Annotated in this window: 14 protein-coding genes, 3 tRNA genes, 1 rRNA gene and 1 other annotated feature; of the genes, 16 read left to right on the forward strand and 2 right to left on the reverse strand. The window is 51.6% G+C overall.

Going from position 1 to position 18,909, the window contains the following annotated elements; genetic code table 11:
- Positions 1–312: 312 nt before the first annotated feature.
- The 7 genes from KCG48_RS10260 to KCG48_RS10290 all read left to right on the forward strand — a co-directional run bounded on the left by KCG48_RS10260 (position 313) and on the right by KCG48_RS10290 (position 4,855).
- Positions 313–573, forward strand: a complete 261-nt coding sequence (locus KCG48_RS10260; protein WP_211802062.1) for a TM1266 family iron-only hydrogenase system putative regulator — start codon at positions 313–315, stop codon at positions 571–573.
- Positions 570–1,670, forward strand: coding sequence for a [FeFe] hydrogenase H-cluster radical SAM maturase HydE (gene hydE / locus KCG48_RS10265; RefSeq protein WP_211802064.1), 1,101 nt, complete (start codon positions 570–572; stop codon positions 1,668–1,670). Before KCG48_RS10260 ends, hydE begins: the two co-directional genes overlap by 4 nt.
- Complete coding sequence (gene hydG, locus KCG48_RS10270; protein WP_211802066.1) at positions 1,663–3,081, forward strand: [FeFe] hydrogenase H-cluster radical SAM maturase HydG; 1,419 nt, start codon at positions 1,663–1,665, stop codon at positions 3,079–3,081. Before hydE ends, hydG begins: the two co-directional genes overlap by 8 nt.
- Positions 3,082–3,091: 10 nt before the next feature.
- Positions 3,092–4,303, forward strand: coding sequence for a [FeFe] hydrogenase H-cluster maturation GTPase HydF (gene hydF, locus KCG48_RS10275; RefSeq protein ID WP_211802068.1), 1,212 nt, complete (start codon positions 3,092–3,094; stop codon positions 4,301–4,303).
- A gap of 275 nt (positions 4,304–4,578) precedes the next feature.
- Positions 4,579–4,696 (forward strand): 5S ribosomal RNA (gene rrf / locus KCG48_RS10280).
- Between the two features lie 3 nt (positions 4,697–4,699).
- A tRNA-Ile gene (locus tag KCG48_RS10285) sits at positions 4,700–4,776 on the forward strand.
- 3 nt (positions 4,777–4,779) lie between these two features.
- Positions 4,780–4,855, forward strand: a tRNA-Ala gene (locus KCG48_RS10290).
- Between the two features lie 117 nt (positions 4,856–4,972).
- On the opposite strand, the gene KCG48_RS10295 is transcribed toward KCG48_RS10290, so the two are convergent.
- The gene (locus KCG48_RS10295) at positions 4,973–5,380 is read right to left on the reverse strand and encodes a secondary thiamine-phosphate synthase enzyme YjbQ (RefSeq protein WP_211802070.1); all 408 of its coding nucleotides are present in this window, start codon (positions 5,378–5,380) and stop codon (positions 4,973–4,975) included.
- Between the two features lie 195 nt (positions 5,381–5,575).
- Between KCG48_RS10295 and KCG48_RS10300 the strand changes: the two genes are divergently transcribed.
- The 7 genes from KCG48_RS10300 (at position 5,576) to KCG48_RS10330 (ending at position 13,868) form a co-directional block, all read left to right on the forward strand.
- On the forward strand, positions 5,576–6,100 hold the full coding sequence (locus KCG48_RS10300) for an HD domain-containing protein (protein ID WP_211802071.1): 525 nt from the start codon (positions 5,576–5,578) through the stop codon (positions 6,098–6,100).
- A 47-nt stretch (positions 6,101–6,147) separates the two neighbouring features.
- Entirely contained in the window at positions 6,148–8,892 is a 2,745-nt protein-coding gene (locus tag KCG48_RS10305; protein WP_211802078.1) for a UPF0182 family membrane protein, read from the forward strand.
- 1 nt (position 8,893) lies between these two features.
- Entirely contained in the window at positions 8,894–10,279 is a 1,386-nt protein-coding gene (locus KCG48_RS10310) for an FAD-dependent oxidoreductase (RefSeq protein WP_211802088.1), read from the forward strand.
- 10 nt (positions 10,280–10,289) lie between these two features.
- A complete protein-coding gene (locus tag KCG48_RS10315; protein WP_211802090.1) occupies positions 10,290–10,517 on the forward strand; it encodes a DUF1667 domain-containing protein in 228 nt (75 codons plus the stop codon).
- A 33-nt stretch (positions 10,518–10,550) separates the two neighbouring features.
- Positions 10,551–10,746, forward strand: a binding site (T-box leader).
- Positions 10,747–10,795: 49 nt separating this feature from the next.
- A complete protein-coding gene (gene serS, locus KCG48_RS10320; RefSeq protein ID WP_211802092.1) occupies positions 10,796–12,073 on the forward strand; it encodes a serine--tRNA ligase in 1,278 nt (425 codons plus the stop codon).
- Positions 12,074–12,197: 124 nt separating this feature from the next.
- Positions 12,198–12,288, forward strand: a tRNA-Ser gene (locus KCG48_RS10325).
- Positions 12,289–12,932: 644 nt separating this feature from the next.
- A complete protein-coding gene (locus tag KCG48_RS10330) occupies positions 12,933–13,868 on the forward strand; it encodes a hypothetical protein (protein ID WP_211802094.1) in 936 nt (311 codons plus the stop codon).
- Between the two features lie 226 nt (positions 13,869–14,094).
- Here KCG48_RS10330 and adhE read toward each other — a convergent pair whose 3' ends face one another.
- Positions 14,095–16,683, reverse strand: a complete 2,589-nt coding sequence (gene adhE, locus KCG48_RS10335; protein WP_211802096.1) for a bifunctional acetaldehyde-CoA/alcohol dehydrogenase — start codon at positions 16,681–16,683, stop codon at positions 14,095–14,097.
- 539 nt (positions 16,684–17,222) lie between these two features.
- On the opposite strand from adhE, the gene thiM (KCG48_RS10340) reads away from it, so the two are divergent.
- Together thiM (KCG48_RS10340) and thiM (KCG48_RS10345) are read left to right on the forward strand one after the other, a co-directional pair.
- Positions 17,223–18,059 carry a hydroxyethylthiazole kinase gene (gene thiM / locus KCG48_RS10340; RefSeq protein WP_211802098.1) on the forward strand — a complete coding sequence of 279 codons (837 nt, stop codon included), beginning with the start codon at positions 17,223–17,225 and terminating at the stop codon, positions 18,057–18,059.
- Positions 18,060–18,067: 8 nt separating this feature from the next.
- Entirely contained in the window at positions 18,068–18,892 is an 825-nt protein-coding gene (gene thiM / locus KCG48_RS10345; RefSeq protein ID WP_211802100.1) for a hydroxyethylthiazole kinase, read from the forward strand.
- Positions 18,893–18,909 lie beyond the last annotated feature (17 nt).

Here is an 18,909-nt window from a genome sequence, read left to right on the forward strand (position 1 = left end):
CGACGGTTAAGCCTATAGGTGCCGATGATACTGCAGGGGCAGCTCTGTGGGAAAGTAGGGGGATGCCAGTTACAGAGTCCTTGGACGTTTGTCCAGGGGCTTTTTTTCATCGTAAAATATATTTCATTCCATGATATAAAATTAACAATAATCCTGCTATAATGAACATGATGCGGAGAAAGGGATTCCTGACTCCAAATCCTTGAACAGGACTGGTACTGACCCCTAAGATTCGTCTGCGGGGAAAGGCGCAGGAGGAAAGGTTATTTTCGTGCGCCTTGCGGCGCACTTTTTTATTTGGGAGGAAAGATCATGGAAACACGAGTGGCCCTCATCGGCATCGTCATTGAAAACTATGAGTCTGCGGAAAAACTCAATTCGATTCTTCACAGCTACGGGGAATATGTCATCGGACGCATGGGCATCCCCTATCGGGAAAAAGGAATTAACCTCATCTCCCTGGCCGTGGATGCCCCCCAGGCGGTCATCAGCGCTCTTGCAGGAAAACTGGGCATGCTCCCCGGGGTCTCATCCAAGACCATCTATGCCCATAGTGCAGGAGAAAAAGGATGAGAACAAATCAGCAAAGGATCCTCGAGCTTTTCCAGAGCCATATTCTCCCCCAGGAGGACCTCACGGCGCTCCTCACCACCTATACTCCGGAGGATCTCGCCTATGCCCAGTCCCTGGCGAAAAAGCTTCGGGAAGAGCATTATGGGAACACCGTCTATATCCGGGGCCTCATTGAACTCACCAGCTACTGCCGCTGCGACTGCCATTACTGCGGCATCCGGGCGGGAAATCCCACGGCGGAGCGCTACCGGCTGACCCCGGAGGAGGTGCTTGCCTGCTGCAGCAACGGCTATGCCCTGGGATTTCGGACCTTTGTCCTCCAGGGTGGAGAAGACCCCTATTTTACCGATGAGGTGCTGGTTCCTCTTATTCAGGAGATTCGCCGGCGCTACCCGGACTGTGCCATCACCCTATCCCTCGGGGAGCGCCCCAGATCGAGCTATGCCGCCCTTTTTGAAGCGGGGGCAAACCGTTACCTTCTCCGCCATGAAACGGCGGATGAGGCCCACTACCGCCTTCTGCACCCAAAAGGCCAGGAGCTTTCCCAGCGAATCGCCCATCTGGAAATGCTCCAGGAACTGGGGTATCAGATCGGCACAGGATTCATGGTGGGATCCCCGGGCCAGACCCCGGAGGCCTTGGCCAAGGATCTCCTTCTTCTGCAGAAGCTGGATCCCGAAATGGTGGGCATCGGACCCTTTGTACCCCATCATGCCAGCCGCTTCAAGGATGAACCCGCCGGCTCCGTGGAGCTGACGCTCTTTCTTCTGGCTCTCATCCGAATCATGCTTCCAAAGGCCCTCATTCCGGCCACCACATCCTTAGCGACCCTGGATGGACTGGGGCGGGAAAAGGGCATGGCCTCGGGAGCTAATGTGGTGATGCCGAATCTTTCCCCCCAGGAAGTCCGAAAAAAATATCTTCTCTATGACAATAAGGCCTTTACGGGTTCAGAGGCAGCGGAAAGCCTCGAGAAACTGAAAACATCCATGGCGGCCATCGGGTTAGCCGTGGTGGTTCACCGAGGGGATCCCGTGGACCGATTAACCTCCTCTATCCAGGTACAATCCGCGAAAGGAAGCGAAAAACATGTATAATCCAAAATCCAAAAAGGCCGAAGAGTTCATCCACGACGGCGAAATTCTGGAAACGCTCCAGTATGCAGAAGACCACGCCCAAGACCGGCCTCTCATCGAAGCCATCCTCCGAAAGGCCCAGCGCGGCGAGGGACTCAGTCACCGGGAAGCTGCCGTGCTTCTGGACTGCAGTCTTCCGGATCTCAACGACAAGATCTATACTTTAGCGGCACAAATCAAGGAACGATTTTACGGGAACCGGATTGTCATGTTTGCGCCCCTTTACCTGTCCAACTACTGCGTCAACGGCTGTGTTTACTGTCCCTATCATCTCCAGAACAAGACCATCCCAAGGAAAAAGCTCACGCAGGAGGAAATCGTGGCAGAAGTCATGGCGCTCCAGGACATGGGCCATAAGCGCCTGGCCCTGGAAACGGGAGAGGATCCCCTCCATGCCCCCATTGAGTACGTGCTGGAAAGCATTAAGACCATCTACGGCATCAAGCATAAAAACGGCGCCATTCGCCGGGTAAACGTCAACATTGCCGCCACCACCGTGGAAAATTACAGGAAGCTGGCCGATGCCGGCATCGGCACCTACATCCTTTTCCAGGAAACCTACCATAGGAAAAGCTACGAGGAGCTTCATCCCACGGGTCCCAAGCACAACTACGCCTATCATACGGAAGCCATGGACCGGGCCATGGAAGGGGGCATCGACGATGTGGGCCTCGGCGTTCTCTTTGGACTGGAGCGTTACCGGTATGAGTTCACCGGGCTTCTTCTCCATGCAGAGCATCTGGAGGCTGCCTATGGGGTGGGACCGCACACCGTCAGTGTTCCGCGGATCCGCAACGCCAATGATATTGTGGCGGACTCCTTCACCAACGGGATCAGTGATGAGACCTTTGCCAAAATTGTGGCCTGTCTTCGCATTGCCATTCCCTATACGGGGATGATCGTCTCCACCCGGGAAAGCCAAGCCTGCCGGGAAAAAGCCCTGAAGCTGGGGATCTCCCAGATCAGCGGCGGCTCCCGAACCAGCGTGGGTGGCTATGCCCAGGGGGAATCGGAGGAGGAGAGCACGGAGCAGTTCGATGTGAGCGACCGAAGGTCCCTGGACGAGATCGTTCGCTGGCTCATGGATATGGGGCATATTCCCAGCTTCTGCACTGCCTGCTATCGGGAAGGCCGAACGGGCGACCGGTTCATGATGCTGCTCAAGAGCGGACAGATTCAGAACTGCTGCCATCCCAATGCATTAATGACCCTGAAGGAGTACCTTCAGGACTATGCTTCGCCCGAAACCAGGATCCGCGGAGAAGCCCTCATTGAAAAAGAACTGTTCAAAGTGACGAACCCTAAGGTGCGGCGTCTGGCGGAGGAGAATCTTCTGGAGATCAGCAGCGGCAAGCGGGACTTCAGGTTTTAAGGAGAAATATATGGGAATGAATGAAACACCCCGAAGCGAACGCCTCCACATCGGGATTTTCGGACGGATGAATTCCGGAAAGTCCAGCCTCATCAACGCCATGACCGGACAGCATCTTTCCATCGTCTCGGAGACTCCGGGCACCACCACCGACCCCGTGGCGAAATCCATGGAGATCCTTCCCCTAGGGCCTGTGGTTCTTCTGGATACCCCGGGTCTGGATGATGAAGGGGAGCTGGGCCTCCTACGGGTAAAGCGAGGTTACCAGGTCCTGGAGAAAACCGATATTGCCCTGGTGGTGGTGGATGCCAAAGAGGGGATGACGGCCATGGATGAAACCATCCTTCAGCGCATCCAGGAAAAGGCCATCCCCCATCTGGTGGTGTTCAGCAAGGGGGACCTCCTCCAGGAAGGGATCCCGGGAGCAGATGCCCAAGGGGCTGATCGGATTACTGTCAGCGCGAAGACGGGAGAGAATATTCGGGAGCTCCGGGAAAAGCTGGCCCGACTTCCCCGCAAAGAAGGGGAGGAGAAACGGCTGGTAGCAGATCTTCTTTCGCCGGGGGATCTCGTCATCCTGGTGGTGCCCGTGGATTCGGCAGCGCCCAAGGGAAGACTGATCCTCCCCCAGCAGCAGGCCATCCGGGATATCCTGGATGCCCGAGCCCAGGCTCTGGTGGTCCAGACGGACCAGCTGAAAAGCGCCCTGGAAATTGCGGGGAAAAAGCCCAGGCTTGTCATCACCGATAGCCAGGCTTTTGGAGAGGTGAAAAAGATCGTGCCGGAAGACGTGGAACTCACCAGTTTCTCCATTCTTCTTTCGCGCTACAAAGGGGACCTGGAAGGCGCCGTGAAGGGGGCAAGAACCCTGGATCAGCTGGAGGAGGGGGATAGGATCCTCATTGCGGAGGGCTGCACCCATCACCGGCAGTGTGATGACATCGGTACCGTCAAGCTTCCGGCCTGGATCAAAAAGCATACGGGAAAAAACCTCATCATCGAGCATTCTTCAGGAACCTTCTATCCGGAGGAGCTGGAGCGCTATGCTTTAGTGGTGCACTGCGGAGGATGCATGCTCCAGGAAAAGGAGATGCAGGGGAGAATCAAAAAGTCCAAGGAAGCCGAAACCCCCATGACCAATTATGGAATCCTCATCGCCCACATGAACGGCATCCTGGAACGAAGCATCCGTCCCTTTGCCACCAAGGAGCATGGCCTTTGAAGCCCTAAATCTGCAGGTTTTCCAAAGCCTCCTTTTCCCTCAGGGGAAAGGAGGCTTTTTTGAGGAATCTGGTTGATTTCCAACGGAAAATTTCCGTGAAATACTTGACGGAGAAGCCCAAAAGAAGTTGACAGTTGGAATTGAAGACTCTATAATAATTATTGTTCTCAAAATTTATGAAAGTAAATTTTGAAAAAGCAATACGTGAAAACAATATTCTTGTTATGCACGTTTTGTATAGTAAATTCCGATGACTCGTCGGTAATTTACATCTATCTGGTGCTGATGACTTATAGGGCTACACCCGTTTCCATTCCGAACACGAAGGTTAAGCCTATAGGTGCCGATGATACTGCAGGGGCAGCTCTGTGGGAAAGCAGGTTGACGCCAGATCCCGGATCTTTAGCTCAGTTGGTTAGAGCAACCGGCTCATAACCGGTCGGCCCGGGGTTCGAGTCCCTGAAGGTCCACCATATGGGGGTATAGCTCAGTTGGGAGAGCACCTGCCTTGCAAGCAGGGGGTCAAGGGTTCGAATCCCTTTATCTCCACCATAAGTAAATCCGAAATCTTCTACGAAGAAGATTTCGGATTTACTTTTTTGTGCTACAGTTCCTCAAAAAAAGCCCCAAAGGGGCTTTAAATGTTTCTTAGGATAGAACGTTATAAGCTTATTCGCCCATGACCTGCACCAGGATTTTGCGCTCCCGGGGACCGTCAAACTCACAGAAGAAGATGCCTTGCCAGATGCCCATCTCCATGTGTCCCTTGTCCAGAATCAGGGTGGCGGAGTTGGTGATGTTGATGGCCTTCAAATGGGCCTGGGCATTTCCTTCCATGTGCAGAAAACGGGGATCATCGGGGAAGGCTTTATTGAGCCCCAGGGTCAGGTCCTTCAGGACATCGGGATCCTGGTTCTCATTGATGCAGATTCCTCCGGTGGTATGGGTGGAATAGACAGTGACCAGACCCTCCTGGATTCCGGATTCTTTGAGTATCTGGCGGACTTCGTCGGTGATTTCCCGGAACTGGTCCTTGGTGATGGTGCTGATGGAGAAGGCTTTCTTATAGATTTTCATGGCATATCCCCCCTTGCTCTTTTCTTCATTATAGACGATAAAGCCTAGGTTTTTCAGTGCATTCTGGGTCTTATCGGTGAATATTCTCTAAACGATAACAATTTATGGCCGGTTTTAGATTATAATCGTAGTATAGTATCGAATTCGGCCCCGGGGAACGACTCAGCCCCCTAGGGCACAACAAAAGAGGTTAAAATGAAACATCGCATTCTGCAGTTTTTTCGCCAGGGGAGCTATCATTTCCAGAAGCCCCCGGAGGCTTTTCTCAACGCATATCTGAAGCCCGAAGAAGTGAAGCTTTTCCATCGCCTGCGCCGGTCGGAGGCCTACCATGCCTATCTGGTGGCCCTGGGGGTAGCCAAAGAAGCCGAAAGTTCCGCCAAGGCGGAACTCGTTAAAATGGCTCTTTTCCACGACATCGGAAAAATCCAGTACCGCATCGGCCTTGGAGGAAAGAGCGCAGCCGTGGTTCTGAAAAAGCTCCTGGGAGAACATCTCCAGAGGATGGAGCGATTCCCCTTCGTGGCCTCCTATCTCTATCACGGAGAAATCGGCGAACGGATCCTTCGGGACCGGGGGATTTTTGAAGAGGCTCCCTATCTCTATGCCGTGGTGGGATACCACCATAAGCCCCAGAATCTTCCCGCCTTGAACGAGGAAGAGAGGAAAAAAGCCCAAGCCGCCCTGGCGCTTCTCAAGCGCCACGATGACCGCTATTAAGACCCCGCCACAGCACTGCCGTTAGATTTAAAGAATGGAGGAATCCCATGAAGATTGATATTAAACCCAAGTTTTTCCGGAACATCCATCTGAAGGACAACAAGAAAATTTATCTGATCCTCGTGGCCATCCTTCTGGGCATCATCGTCCTCTTCAGTTCCACGGATGTCATTGCCAACCTCCAGTGGTTTGAGGAAGTGGGCTACACCCGGACCTATCTGACCCGGGCCCTGGCCGTGACCAGTCTCACCCTGCCGATTTTCCTGCTGCTTTTTGGCATCTCCATGTTTTATTACCTGAGCATCGCCCGAAAATATGATCAGGTGAGCTATCCGGCGCCCACCAAAGAGTACAGCAAAAAGCGGGACCGCATCGTGTATATCTCCTCCGCCGTGTTCTTCCTGGTTTTGGCCTATGGCCTGGCCCAGGACAACTGGTATATCATTTTGCAGTTCTTCAACAGCGTGGATTTCCAGAAGACGGATCCCCTTTTCGGAAAGGACATTTCCTTCTATGTGTTCCGTCTTCCGCTCTACAATCTTCTCATCTCCATGGCCATCTCCGTGGTTCTTCTCCTCATCATCGCCACGGTGGTCATCTATCTCTTCATCTCCGCCAAGAGCTCCCTGAACCGGATGAACCTTCGCAATGCCAAGGGCATTCTACATGTCATGAAGACCGGGTTTATTCAGTTTGCGGGCAAGTCCCTGGCCATGCTCATCTCCCTCTACCTTCTCCTTTTGGCCGCCCGGTGGTACATTGACTCCTTCTATGTCATGTACAACGCCACGGGGGTGGTCTATGGCCCAGGCTATACCGACGCAAAAATCAATGTGCCCTTCCTCCGGATCCTGGCTCTGCTTTCCGTTGCCGCAGCCGTCATTGTGTCTGTCGGCATTCTGAAGCGCAACATGAAGCTCATCGCCTATCCCGTTTTCCTCATGCTCGGCCTCAGCCTGGTCCGCGTTGTGGCGGTGCTGGCGGTGCAGGGACTGGTGGTGAATCCCAACCAGCTGGAGAGGGAGAGACCCTATATTGAGAATAATATCCGCATGACCCGCCAGGCCTTCGGCATCAATGATGTGGAAATCCGCCAGTTTGAAGCGGATAAAGAGATCCCCTTCAGCGACATCACGGCCAACCGGGATGTGGTGGACAGCATCAAGGTGAATTCCTACAAGCACACCCTGGACTTTATCCGTCAGGCCCAGGTCATCCGCGGATACTACGACTTCCAGGATGTGGATGTGGACCGGTACACGATCAACGGGGCGAAGAAGCAGATCTTCCTGTCCGCCCGGGAAATCGACACCAGTCTCATTTCCCCGGCCACCTGGCAAAATACCCATCTTTTCTACACCCACGGCTACGGGCTGGTCATGACAGACTCCAGTACCGTCACCGCCCAGGGACAGCCGGATTTTCTCATGAAGGACATCCCCACCAATAACAGCACGGACCTGGACATCACCAATCCCCGGATCTATTTTGGGGAATTTACAAACAGCTACATCATCGTCAATACGAATCTGGATGAGTTCGACTACCCCCGGGGCGGCGAAAACGAGAATTACCGCTACACGGGTACGGCCGGAATTCCCCTGAATTTCTTCAATAAGATCCTCTACGCCATCCAAGAGGGGGAGCCGAAAATTTTCATCTCCTCCCTCATCGAAAGTGACTCCAAGATTCTCTGGCGCCGAAATATCCGGGCCCGGGTAGAAACCATCGCCCCTTTCCTCACCTATGACCAGGATCCTTATCTGGTGGTCAGCGAAGGAAAGCTTTTCTGGATGATGGATGCCTATACCGTCTCGGACCGCTATCCCAACGCCCTGGTGTTCAACGGCATCAACTACATCCGAAACTCCGTGAAGGTCACGGTGGATGCCTATACCGGCGAGGTGAAGTTCTATCTCTCAGATCCCGAGGATCCCATCGCCCAGAGCTACAACCGAATCTTCGGTGGCCTGTTCCAGGATCTTGATACCATGCCGGAAGGTCTTCGGGCCCATATCAAGTATCCGGAGGACCTCTTTGCCCTCCAGACCACGGTTTTGGAACGCTACCATGTGACGGACCCCAACATCTTCTATAACGGGGAAGATGTATGGGAGAAATCCAAGGTGACCACTACTAACCAGGAAGAACGTTCCGCCCAGGAGCCCTATACCCTCTTTACCTCCTTCGGGGATTCCGATGACCTGGAGCTGGTCTTTACGGAGTACTACACCGTCAAGGGTAAGGAGAACATGGTGGCCATCGTCAATGTGCGCATGGAAGGGGAGCATTACGGAAACCTTCTTGAATACAAGTTCCCGCCCCAGAAAACCGTGTCCAGCCCCTACCTTTTCCGCAACCGGATGAACCAGGATGCGGAGATCTCCAAGGAGCTGTCCCTTCTGGACAGCGGCGGATCTTCCGTGGAGTTCGGGGATATGGTCATCACCCCCATCGGAAACTCCCTGCTCTATGTGGTCCCCATTTATCTTGTGGCGGACGGGGGCAGCAGCATTCCCGAAATCAAGCGTTTTGTCATGTCCAACGACGAGGAGATCGTCATTGCGGATACCTTTGAAGGAGCCCTGAATCTGCTCTTTAAAGGCCAAACCGGCGAAGAGCCCCAGACCCCGGGCGAAGGTCCCGTGAACGGGGAGCTGGCCGCCAAGGCCAATGAACTGTTTGCCCAGGCCATCGAGGCGCAGCGCGCCGGAAACTGGGCTGAGTATGGAAGACTCATGGATGAGCTGGAGCGTGTTCTCCAAGCCATGCTGGAGTCCAAGGAGGAATAGTATGGATTATGATGTGGTGATCCTAGGCGGCGGTCTCATCGGCTGCTCCATGGCCTATGAGCTGTGCAAATATAATCTCAACATCGCTCTCATCGAAAAGAATTTTGATATCGCCGAGGATGTGGCGCTCTTTAACGCCTCCCTCATTCTCGACGGCAAGGACATCGAGGACGAGGAGGCTTACCGGCTGATCCGGGAAAGCAGCCGGAACCTGGACCGTCTTTCAGAGGAGCTGGATGTGTTCTACCAGAAGGTACCCTCCTTTACGATTTACCCCACCCGGGAGCTGGCGGAAAAAGCCATGCAGCGGGCAAAGGAGCGAAAAATTCCGGGGCTTTCCCTCATGACGGGGAAAGAAGCGGCCAAGGTCAACCATAACCTGAAGCCGGAGGATGCGTTTGTCATCTATTCGGAGAACACCGGAGTTATCTCCCCCTACGACTATGCCACCGCCATGGCGGAAATTGCCTACGACAATGGGGTGAGTTTCCGGCTGGAGGAGGAGGTGCTGGACATCCAGACCCAGTCCCGGGGCGGGATCAAGGTCACAACGAATAAAAACAAGTACAGCTCCCGGGTGGTGGTCCGCACCACCTTTGGGGACAAGTACACCATCAAGGAAGATGCCCAGACCGTGGGCTCCCGGGATATCCTGGAGAATATGCTCATCGAGAAGGATTTTGCCACGGATGTGAAGCAGATCATCACGAAGTACAAGGAGAACGGCGACGTCATTACGCTGCTGCCTACCTCCACCAACAAGCTCCTGGCCAGTCTCCAGACGAGCAAGTCCAAGGAGTTTTCCCAGATGAAGAAGGAAGTGGAAGGCATCATCGGGCCCTTCCCGCCGGAACGGGTGGATATCCTCAATGAAAACCGCTTCTGGTCGGAACCCATCCGCATTGACGATGAGTACGCCAAGGAAGGCTACTTCCATATTCAGGCGAAGAACTATGCCCTGGATAATGTGCTCTCCGGCCTCACGGCGGATGCCGTGGAGATGGTGATGAAGCACTTCAAGGCCACGGCCAACAATGACTTTGAAGGAAAACGCCGCAAGTACTACCGTTTCCGGGAAATGACGGATAAGGAGCGCAATGAGATCATCGCCATCGACCCCAAGTACGGACAGATGGTTTGTCTCTGTTCCAATGTGACGGAAGGGGAAATCGTGGATTCCATTCGGCGACCCATGGGAGCCCGCACGGTGGAGGGAGTCCGCCGAAGAACGGGTACGGTCTTTGGCCGCTGCCAGGGGTCTTACTGCCTGACCAAGGTGATTCGGATCCTTGCCCGGGAGCTCCACAAGAGCCCCATGGAAATCATGAATGACCGGAAGAACTCCCAAATCATATCCGCCCGCATCAAGGAATTTGATTCCATGTAAGGAGAGAGCCATGAAGAAGGAATACTATACCAGCGTCATCCGCATCAAGGGATCCCAAAACCACAGCATGGTTCCCGTGCGCAGCGACGAACCCGTGTCCCATGACCGGTTCATCGAGATCTCCAAGGTGCTGTCGAGGATCTATGTGGGGGTCCCCTTAAAGCGTGGGGACATCATCTGCAATAACATCCTGAACATGGGCGTCAACATCATTGTCACGAAGTCCATCGACAGTTGACCTTTCCCGGGGGAAGGGCTATAATAAGTTGAAATTAAACCGTTGACGAGAACAGTACCATAAAGAAGAACCTTCAGAGAGCAGATGGCTGGTGAGAATCTGCGGTTTTAACTTTTGGGAATCCGCCTCCGAGGGACTGCTAACCACAGTACGGTCCAAGCCGTTATCTTGTTGAGGATGGAGGAATCCGTCGAATTAGGGTGGCACCGCGAGTCATATCGTCCCTGGGGAATGATATGACTCTTTTTTATACATTAAAATCAAAAGGAGTGAGCCAAATGCTGGATATTAAACGCATTCGTGAAAATACGGAAGAGATCAAGAATCTCATGAGGGACCGGGGAGAAAGCCTGGACCTGGGAGACTTTGACAAGGTGGTGAGCCTGGATGAGGATCGCCGTCTAACCCTGGTGGAGGTGGAGTCTGCCAAGGCCCGCAAGAATCAGGTTTCTGCAGAGATTCCCAAGAAGAAGAAAGCCGGGGAAGATGTGACGGACATCATGGCCGAGATGAAGACCCTGGGTGAAACCATCAAGGAGCTGGACAATAAGGTCAAGAGCCTCGATGAGGAGATCGAATATATTATGCTTCGTCTCCCCAATATTCCCCATGAGAATGTTCCTAATGGAAATACCGATGAGGACAATGTGGAGGAGCGAAAATGGGGCGAGATTCCCACGTTCACCTTTGACCCCAAAGCCCACTGGGATATTGGCACTGACCTGAACATCCTGGACTTTGAACGGGCCGGAAAGATCACCGGTTCCCGGTTCACGTTCCTCAAGGGCTTCGGTTCACGGCTGGAAAGAGCCATCATCAGCTATTTCATGGATACCCATTCCGATTACGGCTACACCGAAATCCTTCCGCCCTTCATGGTGAACCGGGCATCCATGACCGGTACTGGCCAGCTGCCGAAGTTTGAGGAAGATGCCTTTAAACTCACGGAGAATGACTACTTCCTGATCCCCACCGCTGAGGTTCCGGTGACCAACATGTACCGGAATGAAACCTTCACAGCGGAAGAGCTGCCCATCAAGCATGTGGCTTACTCTGCCTGCTTCCGTGCTGAAGCAGGATCTGCGGGAAGAGATACCCGTGGGCTTATCCGTCAGCATCAGTTTAACAAGGTGGAGCTGGTGAAGTTCACGAGGCCCGAAGATTCCTATTCGGAGCTGGAACTCCTGGTGAAGGATGCGGAACGCGTACTTCAGGGACTGGGCCTGCCTTATCGTGTCGTACGCATCTGCAAGGGAGATCTGGGCTTCACCGCTGCGCTGAAGTATGACCTGGAAGTCTGGATGCCTAGCTACAACCGTTATGTGGAGATTTCCAGCTGTTCTAACTTCGAGGACTTCCAGTCCAGAAGAATCAACATCAAATATAAGGAAACTCCCAAGGACAAGCCCAAGTTTGTCCATACCCTCAACGGATCCGGCGTAGCCATTGGAAGAACCATGGCGGCCATTCTGGAGAATTTCCAGAACGAAGATGGAACCGTGACGATCCCCGAAGTGCTGAGACCTTACCTCAAGGGTGAGGAGCTCATCAAGTAAGAAACAGAGCTGCAAGAGCAAGGGAAAACCCTTGCTCTTTTCCATGCCATCCCAGTCGTCTCAAGGCCGATTTCCGTTGACAGTCATTTTTATAGTTGATATAATAAACGTTGTCGCAGACTATGGAGAGATGGTCGAGCTGGTTTAAGGCACCGGTCTTGAAAACCGACGTACTCGAAAGGGTACCAAGGGTTCGAATCCCTTTCTCTCCGCCATAGACAAAGAGATCTGAAACCAAGTAAGAGCAATTCTTACCGGGGTTCAGATCTTTTTTTGGAGTACTTTAGTAGATAAACATAGCCGAGACATAACGTCAAATTGCAATAGCATGAACAATTATTGATTATAGTTTGATCAGATTTACCATATAGTGAAGTTTCTTTTCAGCATTAAAAATTGTTGAGTTGAGCAGTAATTGTAATAATTCTCATTAGTTAAAAAAGAGTACAGCGTCACAAAGGAAAAATAGAAGATTATATACATATCTTTTCGCCCCCCTTTGATCTTCAAATATTTAAGCGGGATGAAGACTTTCCTATAGATATTTACGAATGAGGTTGGAGGGGTACCAAATTAAATACAAGCACGGGTATTGGTAAAGCTTCAGGTTATTCAGGATATCCCCTCTTTTACGAGTAAAAAAATTTGATGTTGCGATCTAATGATATAAATAATATATGGATAATATGTATTCAACCTCGAACTTCATCAGGATTAAATAGTTGCAAATCTATTTTGAATCTTCTAGTTTTATGATATGGTATATATAAATAATCAAAATAAAGAGTGTTTATAGAACGAAAAATTAATAATCATTAAAGTCTGTAATTGTACATTATTAAGGAGGTTGTGAAGTAGAATGTCATTGGTAAGTATGTTAAAAGATAAAACCCCAAAATCAATAGAGTTGCAAAGAATTATTAGAAGCGTTTTGCCAAGCAAAAATCAGTTTACAACATTGAGCGGGGCAATGGCCTTTGATGCAAAAGCACTTCCTGTTACACCTTACAATTCGGATAATTTAAAATATGCAGCATTAACGGGGACTGCTATTGAGTTAATGGCAAAGTATCACATTGGAAGAGCATCCCAAAGTAAACAAGAAAAGATAAAAGCACGGAACACAGGATTGGCAGTGCAAGGGCTAGAAATCTTGCAAAATACGTTGCCGATGGCAGAATTTAAAGAAATATACCAAGAATATAATAAAAATTATACGACAATACGCAATTACGTTGAAAATAAACCTGTAGAGATGGATGAGTTGATTAGTGCTGCAATGATATCATCAAAGTTAGAAAATTATAAGCGATCATTCAAGTTGCCAGAGAAACCTATACCGTATTTTATAGAAGACCTTCCAAGATCAGTTACCGAGGATCTTCGTGGTCTGTTTCAAGGGTTTTTGACAACTTTTGTGGATACGGGACTGATCCATGAGGGAGCAAACGTTGAGTACCATCCAATATTTGGTAAAGTTAGTCTAGCCGTTGGAGGAGCTGATGCAGATTTATATATCGATGGAACGATGTATGACTTTAAAACGAGCAAAAATAGGGGCTATGAATGGCAAGAAGTCGCTCAGTTAATGGGGTATGCCCTCTTCTCGGATATTTCTTCCGAATTCTTTGAGCTTCATGAATCCGATAATAACAATGAATTTCCATATAAAACAGATCGAATTGGATTGTACAGAACAAGGTTTAATGAAATAGATTATTTTGAACTCAGCAAAATCCCTTCCCAAGATTGGGATACAGCAAGGAGCGATTTAAAGAAATTGTTTCGACTTTAACCCGTAAAATTTGAAATAGTATGACACCTTAGATACACCAATGTGTTTCTATTCTGCGGGTAAACAAAGGACATGGTTAGAGTGATCTTAGCAATCAAATTACTTAGAAAATAAATTTAGTAATCCGAGTTTGGATGCTGTTTGAGTTTTAGAATGATATATGATTTTAAAAGGAGATGCCCAAAGTGGACATCTCCTTTTTTCCGTATCGGGGGGATACGTTCTATTATTTTTTGTAGTAAGCGTTGAGGTACATCTCCTTAATTTCGGAGATCAGAGGGTATCGGGGGTTGGCGCCCGTGCACTGATCATCGAAGGCCTGGTCGCACATCTCATTGAGGTTCTCCAGGAACTTAGCTTCCGGGACACCCTGCTCCTGGATGGAGGAGGGAATATCCAGCTGCTTTTTCAGTCCTTCAATGGCGGTGATGAGGGCTTCGGTCTTTTCTGCATCATTGGCTCCGGCTAAACCCAGGTAGTCAGCAATGCGGGCATAACGGAAGGTGATATTCGGGTACTTGTACTGGGGGAAGGCGGCCTGCTTGCGGGGATTTTCCGCAGCATTGAACCGGATCACTTCATTAATCAGAAGAGCATTGGCGGTTCCATGGGGGATGTGGTGGAAAGCTCCCAGCTTATGGGCCATGGAGTGGCAGACGCCCAGGAAGGCGTTGGCAAAGGCCATTCCGGCCATGGTGGAGGCATGGGCCATTTTTTCTCGCGCCTTCTCATTGGTCTTTCCTTCTGTATAGCAGAGGGGAAGATACTTGAAGATGAGGCGAATGGCTTCCAGGGCCAATCCGTTGGTATATTCCGAAGCCAGCACGGAGACATAGGCTTCAATGGCGTGGACCAGGGCGTCAATGCCGGAGGCTGCTGTGAGTCCCTTGGGGATATTCATCATGAGCTCGGTGTCGATGATGGCCATATCCGGGGTCAGCTCATAGTCTGCCAGGGGATACTTGATTCCTGTGGTTTCGTCGGTGATCACCGCAAAAGGCGTCACTTCCGAACCCGTTCCGGAGGTGGTAGGCACGGCGATGAACATGGCCTTCTCGCCCAGCTTGGGGAAGGGATAGATTCGCTTGCGGATATCCATGAAGCGCATGGCCAGGTCTTCAAATCGGACCTCCGGATGCTCGTAGAGCGTCCACATGATCTTGGCGGCATCCATGGGAGAACCGCCGCCCAGGGCGATGATGACATCGGGTTTGAAGGACAGCATCTCCTCGGCGCCTTTTCTTGCGCAGGCCAGGGTGGGGTCCGGTTCAACCTCGGAGAAGATCTTAAAATCGACCCCGCAGTCTTCCAGAACCGTGATAATCTTCTGGGTATAGCCCATATCGTGGAGGACACGGTCCGTGACGATGAAGGCTCGCTTTTTGCCCAGATCCTTAAGCTCCGGAAGGGCCACTTCCAGGGCACCATACTTGAAGTAGATTTTTTCGGGAACACGGAACCAAAGCATATTTTCTCTCCTCTCCGCCACAGTCTTGATGTTTAACAGATGCTTGACGCCGACATTCTCACTGACGGAGTTTCCGCCCCAGCTTCCGCAGCCTAAAGTGAGGGAGGGAGCCAGTCTGAAGTTGTAGATGTCGCCAATGGCGCCTTGGGAGGAAGGCATATTGATGATGGTTCTTCCGGTCTTCATGCGGTTGCCGAAGGCGGTGATGCGGGCTTTGGATTTCAGCTGATCCGTATAGAGCACGGAGGTGTGCCCAAAACCGCCCAGACGGACCAGTTCATCGGCTTTATCCAGAGCCTCGGCAAAGGTCATGGCCCGGTACATGCCGAGGATGGGGGAGAGCTTCTCATGGGCAAAGGGTTCCTCATCGTCGATGCGTTCCACTTCCCCAATGAGCACTTTGGCATCCGCCGGAACATCGATACCGGCGAGTTTTCCGATGTTGGCAGCGCTCTGGCCCACGATGGCCGAGTTCAAAGCTCCATTTTTCAAGATGATGGCTTTTACCTTCTCCACTTCCTCCTCATTGAGGATATAGGCTCCTCTTTCGGCAAACTCCCGGCGAACTTCCTCATAGATGGAATCCAGGACAATGACGGACTGTTCGGAGGCGCAGATGACGCCGTTGTCGAAGGTCTTGGAAAGAAGCACGGAGGAAACGGCCATTTTCAGGTGGGCAGTTTCATCGATGATGGCCGGGGTATTTCCTGCACCCACGCCGATGGCGGGCTTTCCGGAGGAGTAGGCGGCCTTGACCATGCCGGGGCCACCGGTGGCCAGAATGATATCGGCTGTAGCCATGACCCGCTGGGTCAGTTCCAGGGAGGGTTCATCGATCCAGCCGATGATGCCTTCCGGAGCGCCAGCTTTCACCGCCGCATCCAGGATGACCTTTGCTGCGGCAATGGTGGAGTTCTTAGCCCGGGGATGGGGGGAGAAGATGATGGCATTACGGGTTTTAAGGGCCAACAGAGCTTTGAAAATCGTCGTGGAGGTGGGGTTGGTGGTGGGAATAACCGCAGCCACAATACCGATGGGTTCCGCCACCTTGGTGATGCCGTAGGAATCATCCTTTTCAATGACTCCACAGGTTTTGTCGTTACGGTACTGGTTATAGATATATTCCGAAGCAAAGTGATTCTTGATCACCTTGTCTTCCACAATACCCATGCCGGTTTCTTCTACCGCCATACGGGCCAGTTCGATGCGTTGATTGTTCGCGGCCAGAGCGGCCATACGGAAGATTTCGTCCACTTCCTCCTGGGTGTAGGTGGCGAATTCTCGCTGTGCCTGTCGTAAGGATTCCATTCGGAGATTCAGTTCCTCCACTGTCGTGATCCTGCTCATGTTGCATCCATCCTTTGTTAATTTATTGACAAGTGAATCATACCACCGGCCATTCGGAGAGTCAATAGAATCTCCACATATTTTGTTATTAATTTCACGATATTATCATTATTTTGTTTCTAAACGTATTCAAACGCAATATATCCATAAATATGCAGATTTACAGAAAAGTTATGAAAAATTTGATTGAATTCGAGATAAAGGATATAACCTTAAAACGGCGCATAACTTTGTTAAAGATGTAACCAATGAAAAGGAATCACGATTTTCGTATCCATTCTGTGCATAAAGTACGGAACTTGAAATACGCTTCGGCGGAACCAAGCCAGGAATGCCCGCCGGACCCGGGAAACCCAAGGCCAACTCGCTGAGAAGAGGGCGAAAATCCCCCAAATATCCGGATAAAACCATGAAGGAACTTTAAATTCTCCGTAACATTTCTGGACATTTCCCCCTCTTCGATTGTTTCCCGAAACTTCTTTTGCTACCATGGTCCCGTTGTCCTCAGGAAATGACCTGGGAGAATAAGGAGGTTAATAATGAATCATATCGATGAAATCATCAATTTGATGGATAAAGCTAAAAAAGAGAATCCCCTGGTGGATTTTCTCATAAATTATGTCACCGCCAATGAACTAACGAGTATCACCTCGTACTTTGGCGGAACGCCGGTGATGACCGACGATCCCGTGGATGCCGCGGAAGTGGTGGAGTATGCGAAGGTGGATGCCCTGGTCTTCAACATCGGCACCGTCACCCAGAAGCAGGTCAATGCCATGATCGAAGCCGGAAAGAAAGCCACGGAGCTGGGCATTCCCATTGTGCTGGATCCTGTGGCTGCCGGTGCCACTCCCTTCCGTGCCCAGTCCATCCAGCGGATGCTGGAAGAGCTGAAGATCTCCGTCATCAAGGGAAATCTGGCGGAAGTCAAAGCCTGCCTGGGGGTAGAAACCACGTCCAAGGGTGTGGATTCCAATGAGGATGAGTCTGAGGCCGAGAAGTATGTGGTGGCCCTGGCCCGAAAGTACGGCTGCGTGGTGGCCATGACCGGCGTGGAGGACGTCATCAGTGATGGCCAGCGGGTGGTCCGCATTAAGAATGGCTCCCGAAATCTGCCGAAGGTCATTGGCACCGGCTGCACCATTGGGGCCCTCGTGGGCACCTTTAGCGGGGTGACGAAGGACTACTTCTACAGCGCCATGACCGGGGTCATCCTCATGGGCATCGCCGGGGAAATCGCCGACGTCCGCATGAACGGGGCTGAAGGCTACTACACCTACAAGCACCATCTCCTGGACACTCTGTCGATTCTTTCCAACGAAGAGGTGCGGGAGAGAGCTCGCGTGGTGGATGTGCCCGTCCCCGAGGCCGTATAGGAGGCACCATGGAACTGAAGGAACAGATGCAAAAGCTCTATGCCAAGAAGTTTGAAGAACGGTACCCTTTGGTCTGCTTTCTGACCAACTACGCCACGGTCCTGGATCTGGTGGACATGTGCATCCATTCCGGGGGATCGCCTGTGCTCACCGATGAGATTTCCGAAGCCCATGAAATGGTGGAGTACTCGGGATCCCAGGCTGTGGTGATGAATCTGGGGACCATCAACCGGGAATACCTGGACATCATGACCGAAACCGGCCTCACGGCCAACCGGGTGAAGGTGCCGGTGATTCTTGATCCGGCGGCGGTGACGGCCTCTTCCTTTCGCCGATATGCCATTGAGCACTTGCTCCGCACGGTGAAGGTCTCCATTCTCAAGGGGAACTTGGGGGAGATTAAGTTCATACTGGGCTACGACACGAAGAATAAAGGCATCGACTCCTTTGAGGACGAGGCCGATGGAGAGCGGTACTGTCTGGAGCTGGCGAAAAAACTCGATACCGTCGTCGTCATGACGGGAAAGACCGATATTATTACCGATGGGACCCGGGTGGCCAAAATCGCCAACGGGAATCCCCGGCTGAAGAAAATCTGCGGTGCCGGTTCCTCCGTGGCCGCCATCATGGCCACCTATTCCGGTCTCACCGAGGACTATTTCCTCAGTGCTGCCCTAGGGACTGCGGTCATGGGGGTGGCGGCAGAAGTGGCGGAGGAACGGATGACGGAAAAAGACGGCATCCGCACCTTTAAAGCCTATGTCCATGATGCCGTGTCCCTGCTCACCACAGAAGAGCTCATGGAGCGAGTCATCGTTGAGTCGGTGCGATAAAGGAAAAAACAGGAATC

The organism is Proteiniclasticum sediminis (genome assembly GCF_018128025.1).
Lineage (GTDB): Bacteria > Bacillota > Clostridia > Clostridiales > Clostridiaceae > Proteiniclasticum > Proteiniclasticum sediminis.

What these genes read in the sequence shown, in the direction of transcription:
- KCG48_RS10260 (WP_211802062.1), top strand. Translation starts at nt 313, where the DNA reads ATGGAAACACGAGTGGCCCTCATCGGCATCGTCATTGAAAACTATGAG.
- hydE (WP_211802064.1), top strand. Translation starts at nt 570, where the DNA reads ATGAGAACAAATCAGCAAAGGATCCTCGAGCTTTTCCAGAGCCATATT.
- hydG (WP_211802066.1), top strand. Translation starts at nt 1,663, where the DNA reads ATGTATAATCCAAAATCCAAAAAGGCCGAAGAGTTCATCCACGACGGC.
- hydF (WP_211802068.1), top strand. Translation starts at nt 3,092, where the DNA reads ATGGGAATGAATGAAACACCCCGAAGCGAACGCCTCCACATCGGGATT.
- KCG48_RS10295 (WP_211802070.1), bottom strand. Translation starts at nt 5,380, where the DNA reads ATGAAAATCTATAAGAAAGCCTTCTCCATCAGCACCATCACCAAGGAC.
- KCG48_RS10300 (WP_211802071.1), top strand. Translation starts at nt 5,576, where the DNA reads ATGAAACATCGCATTCTGCAGTTTTTTCGCCAGGGGAGCTATCATTTC.
- KCG48_RS10305 (WP_211802078.1), top strand. Translation starts at nt 6,148, where the DNA reads ATGAAGATTGATATTAAACCCAAGTTTTTCCGGAACATCCATCTGAAG.
- KCG48_RS10310 (WP_211802088.1), top strand. Translation starts at nt 8,894, where the DNA reads ATGGATTATGATGTGGTGATCCTAGGCGGCGGTCTCATCGGCTGCTCC.
- KCG48_RS10315 (WP_211802090.1), top strand. Translation starts at nt 10,290, where the DNA reads ATGAAGAAGGAATACTATACCAGCGTCATCCGCATCAAGGGATCCCAA.
- serS (WP_211802092.1), top strand. Translation starts at nt 10,796, where the DNA reads ATGCTGGATATTAAACGCATTCGTGAAAATACGGAAGAGATCAAGAAT.
- KCG48_RS10330 (WP_211802094.1), top strand. Translation starts at nt 12,933, where the DNA reads ATGTCATTGGTAAGTATGTTAAAAGATAAAACCCCAAAATCAATAGAG.
- adhE (WP_211802096.1), bottom strand. Translation starts at nt 16,683, where the DNA reads ATGAGCAGGATCACGACAGTGGAGGAACTGAATCTCCGAATGGAATCC.
- thiM (WP_211802098.1), top strand. Translation starts at nt 17,223, where the DNA reads ATGAATCATATCGATGAAATCATCAATTTGATGGATAAAGCTAAAAAA.
- thiM (WP_211802100.1), top strand. Translation starts at nt 18,068, where the DNA reads ATGGAACTGAAGGAACAGATGCAAAAGCTCTATGCCAAGAAGTTTGAA.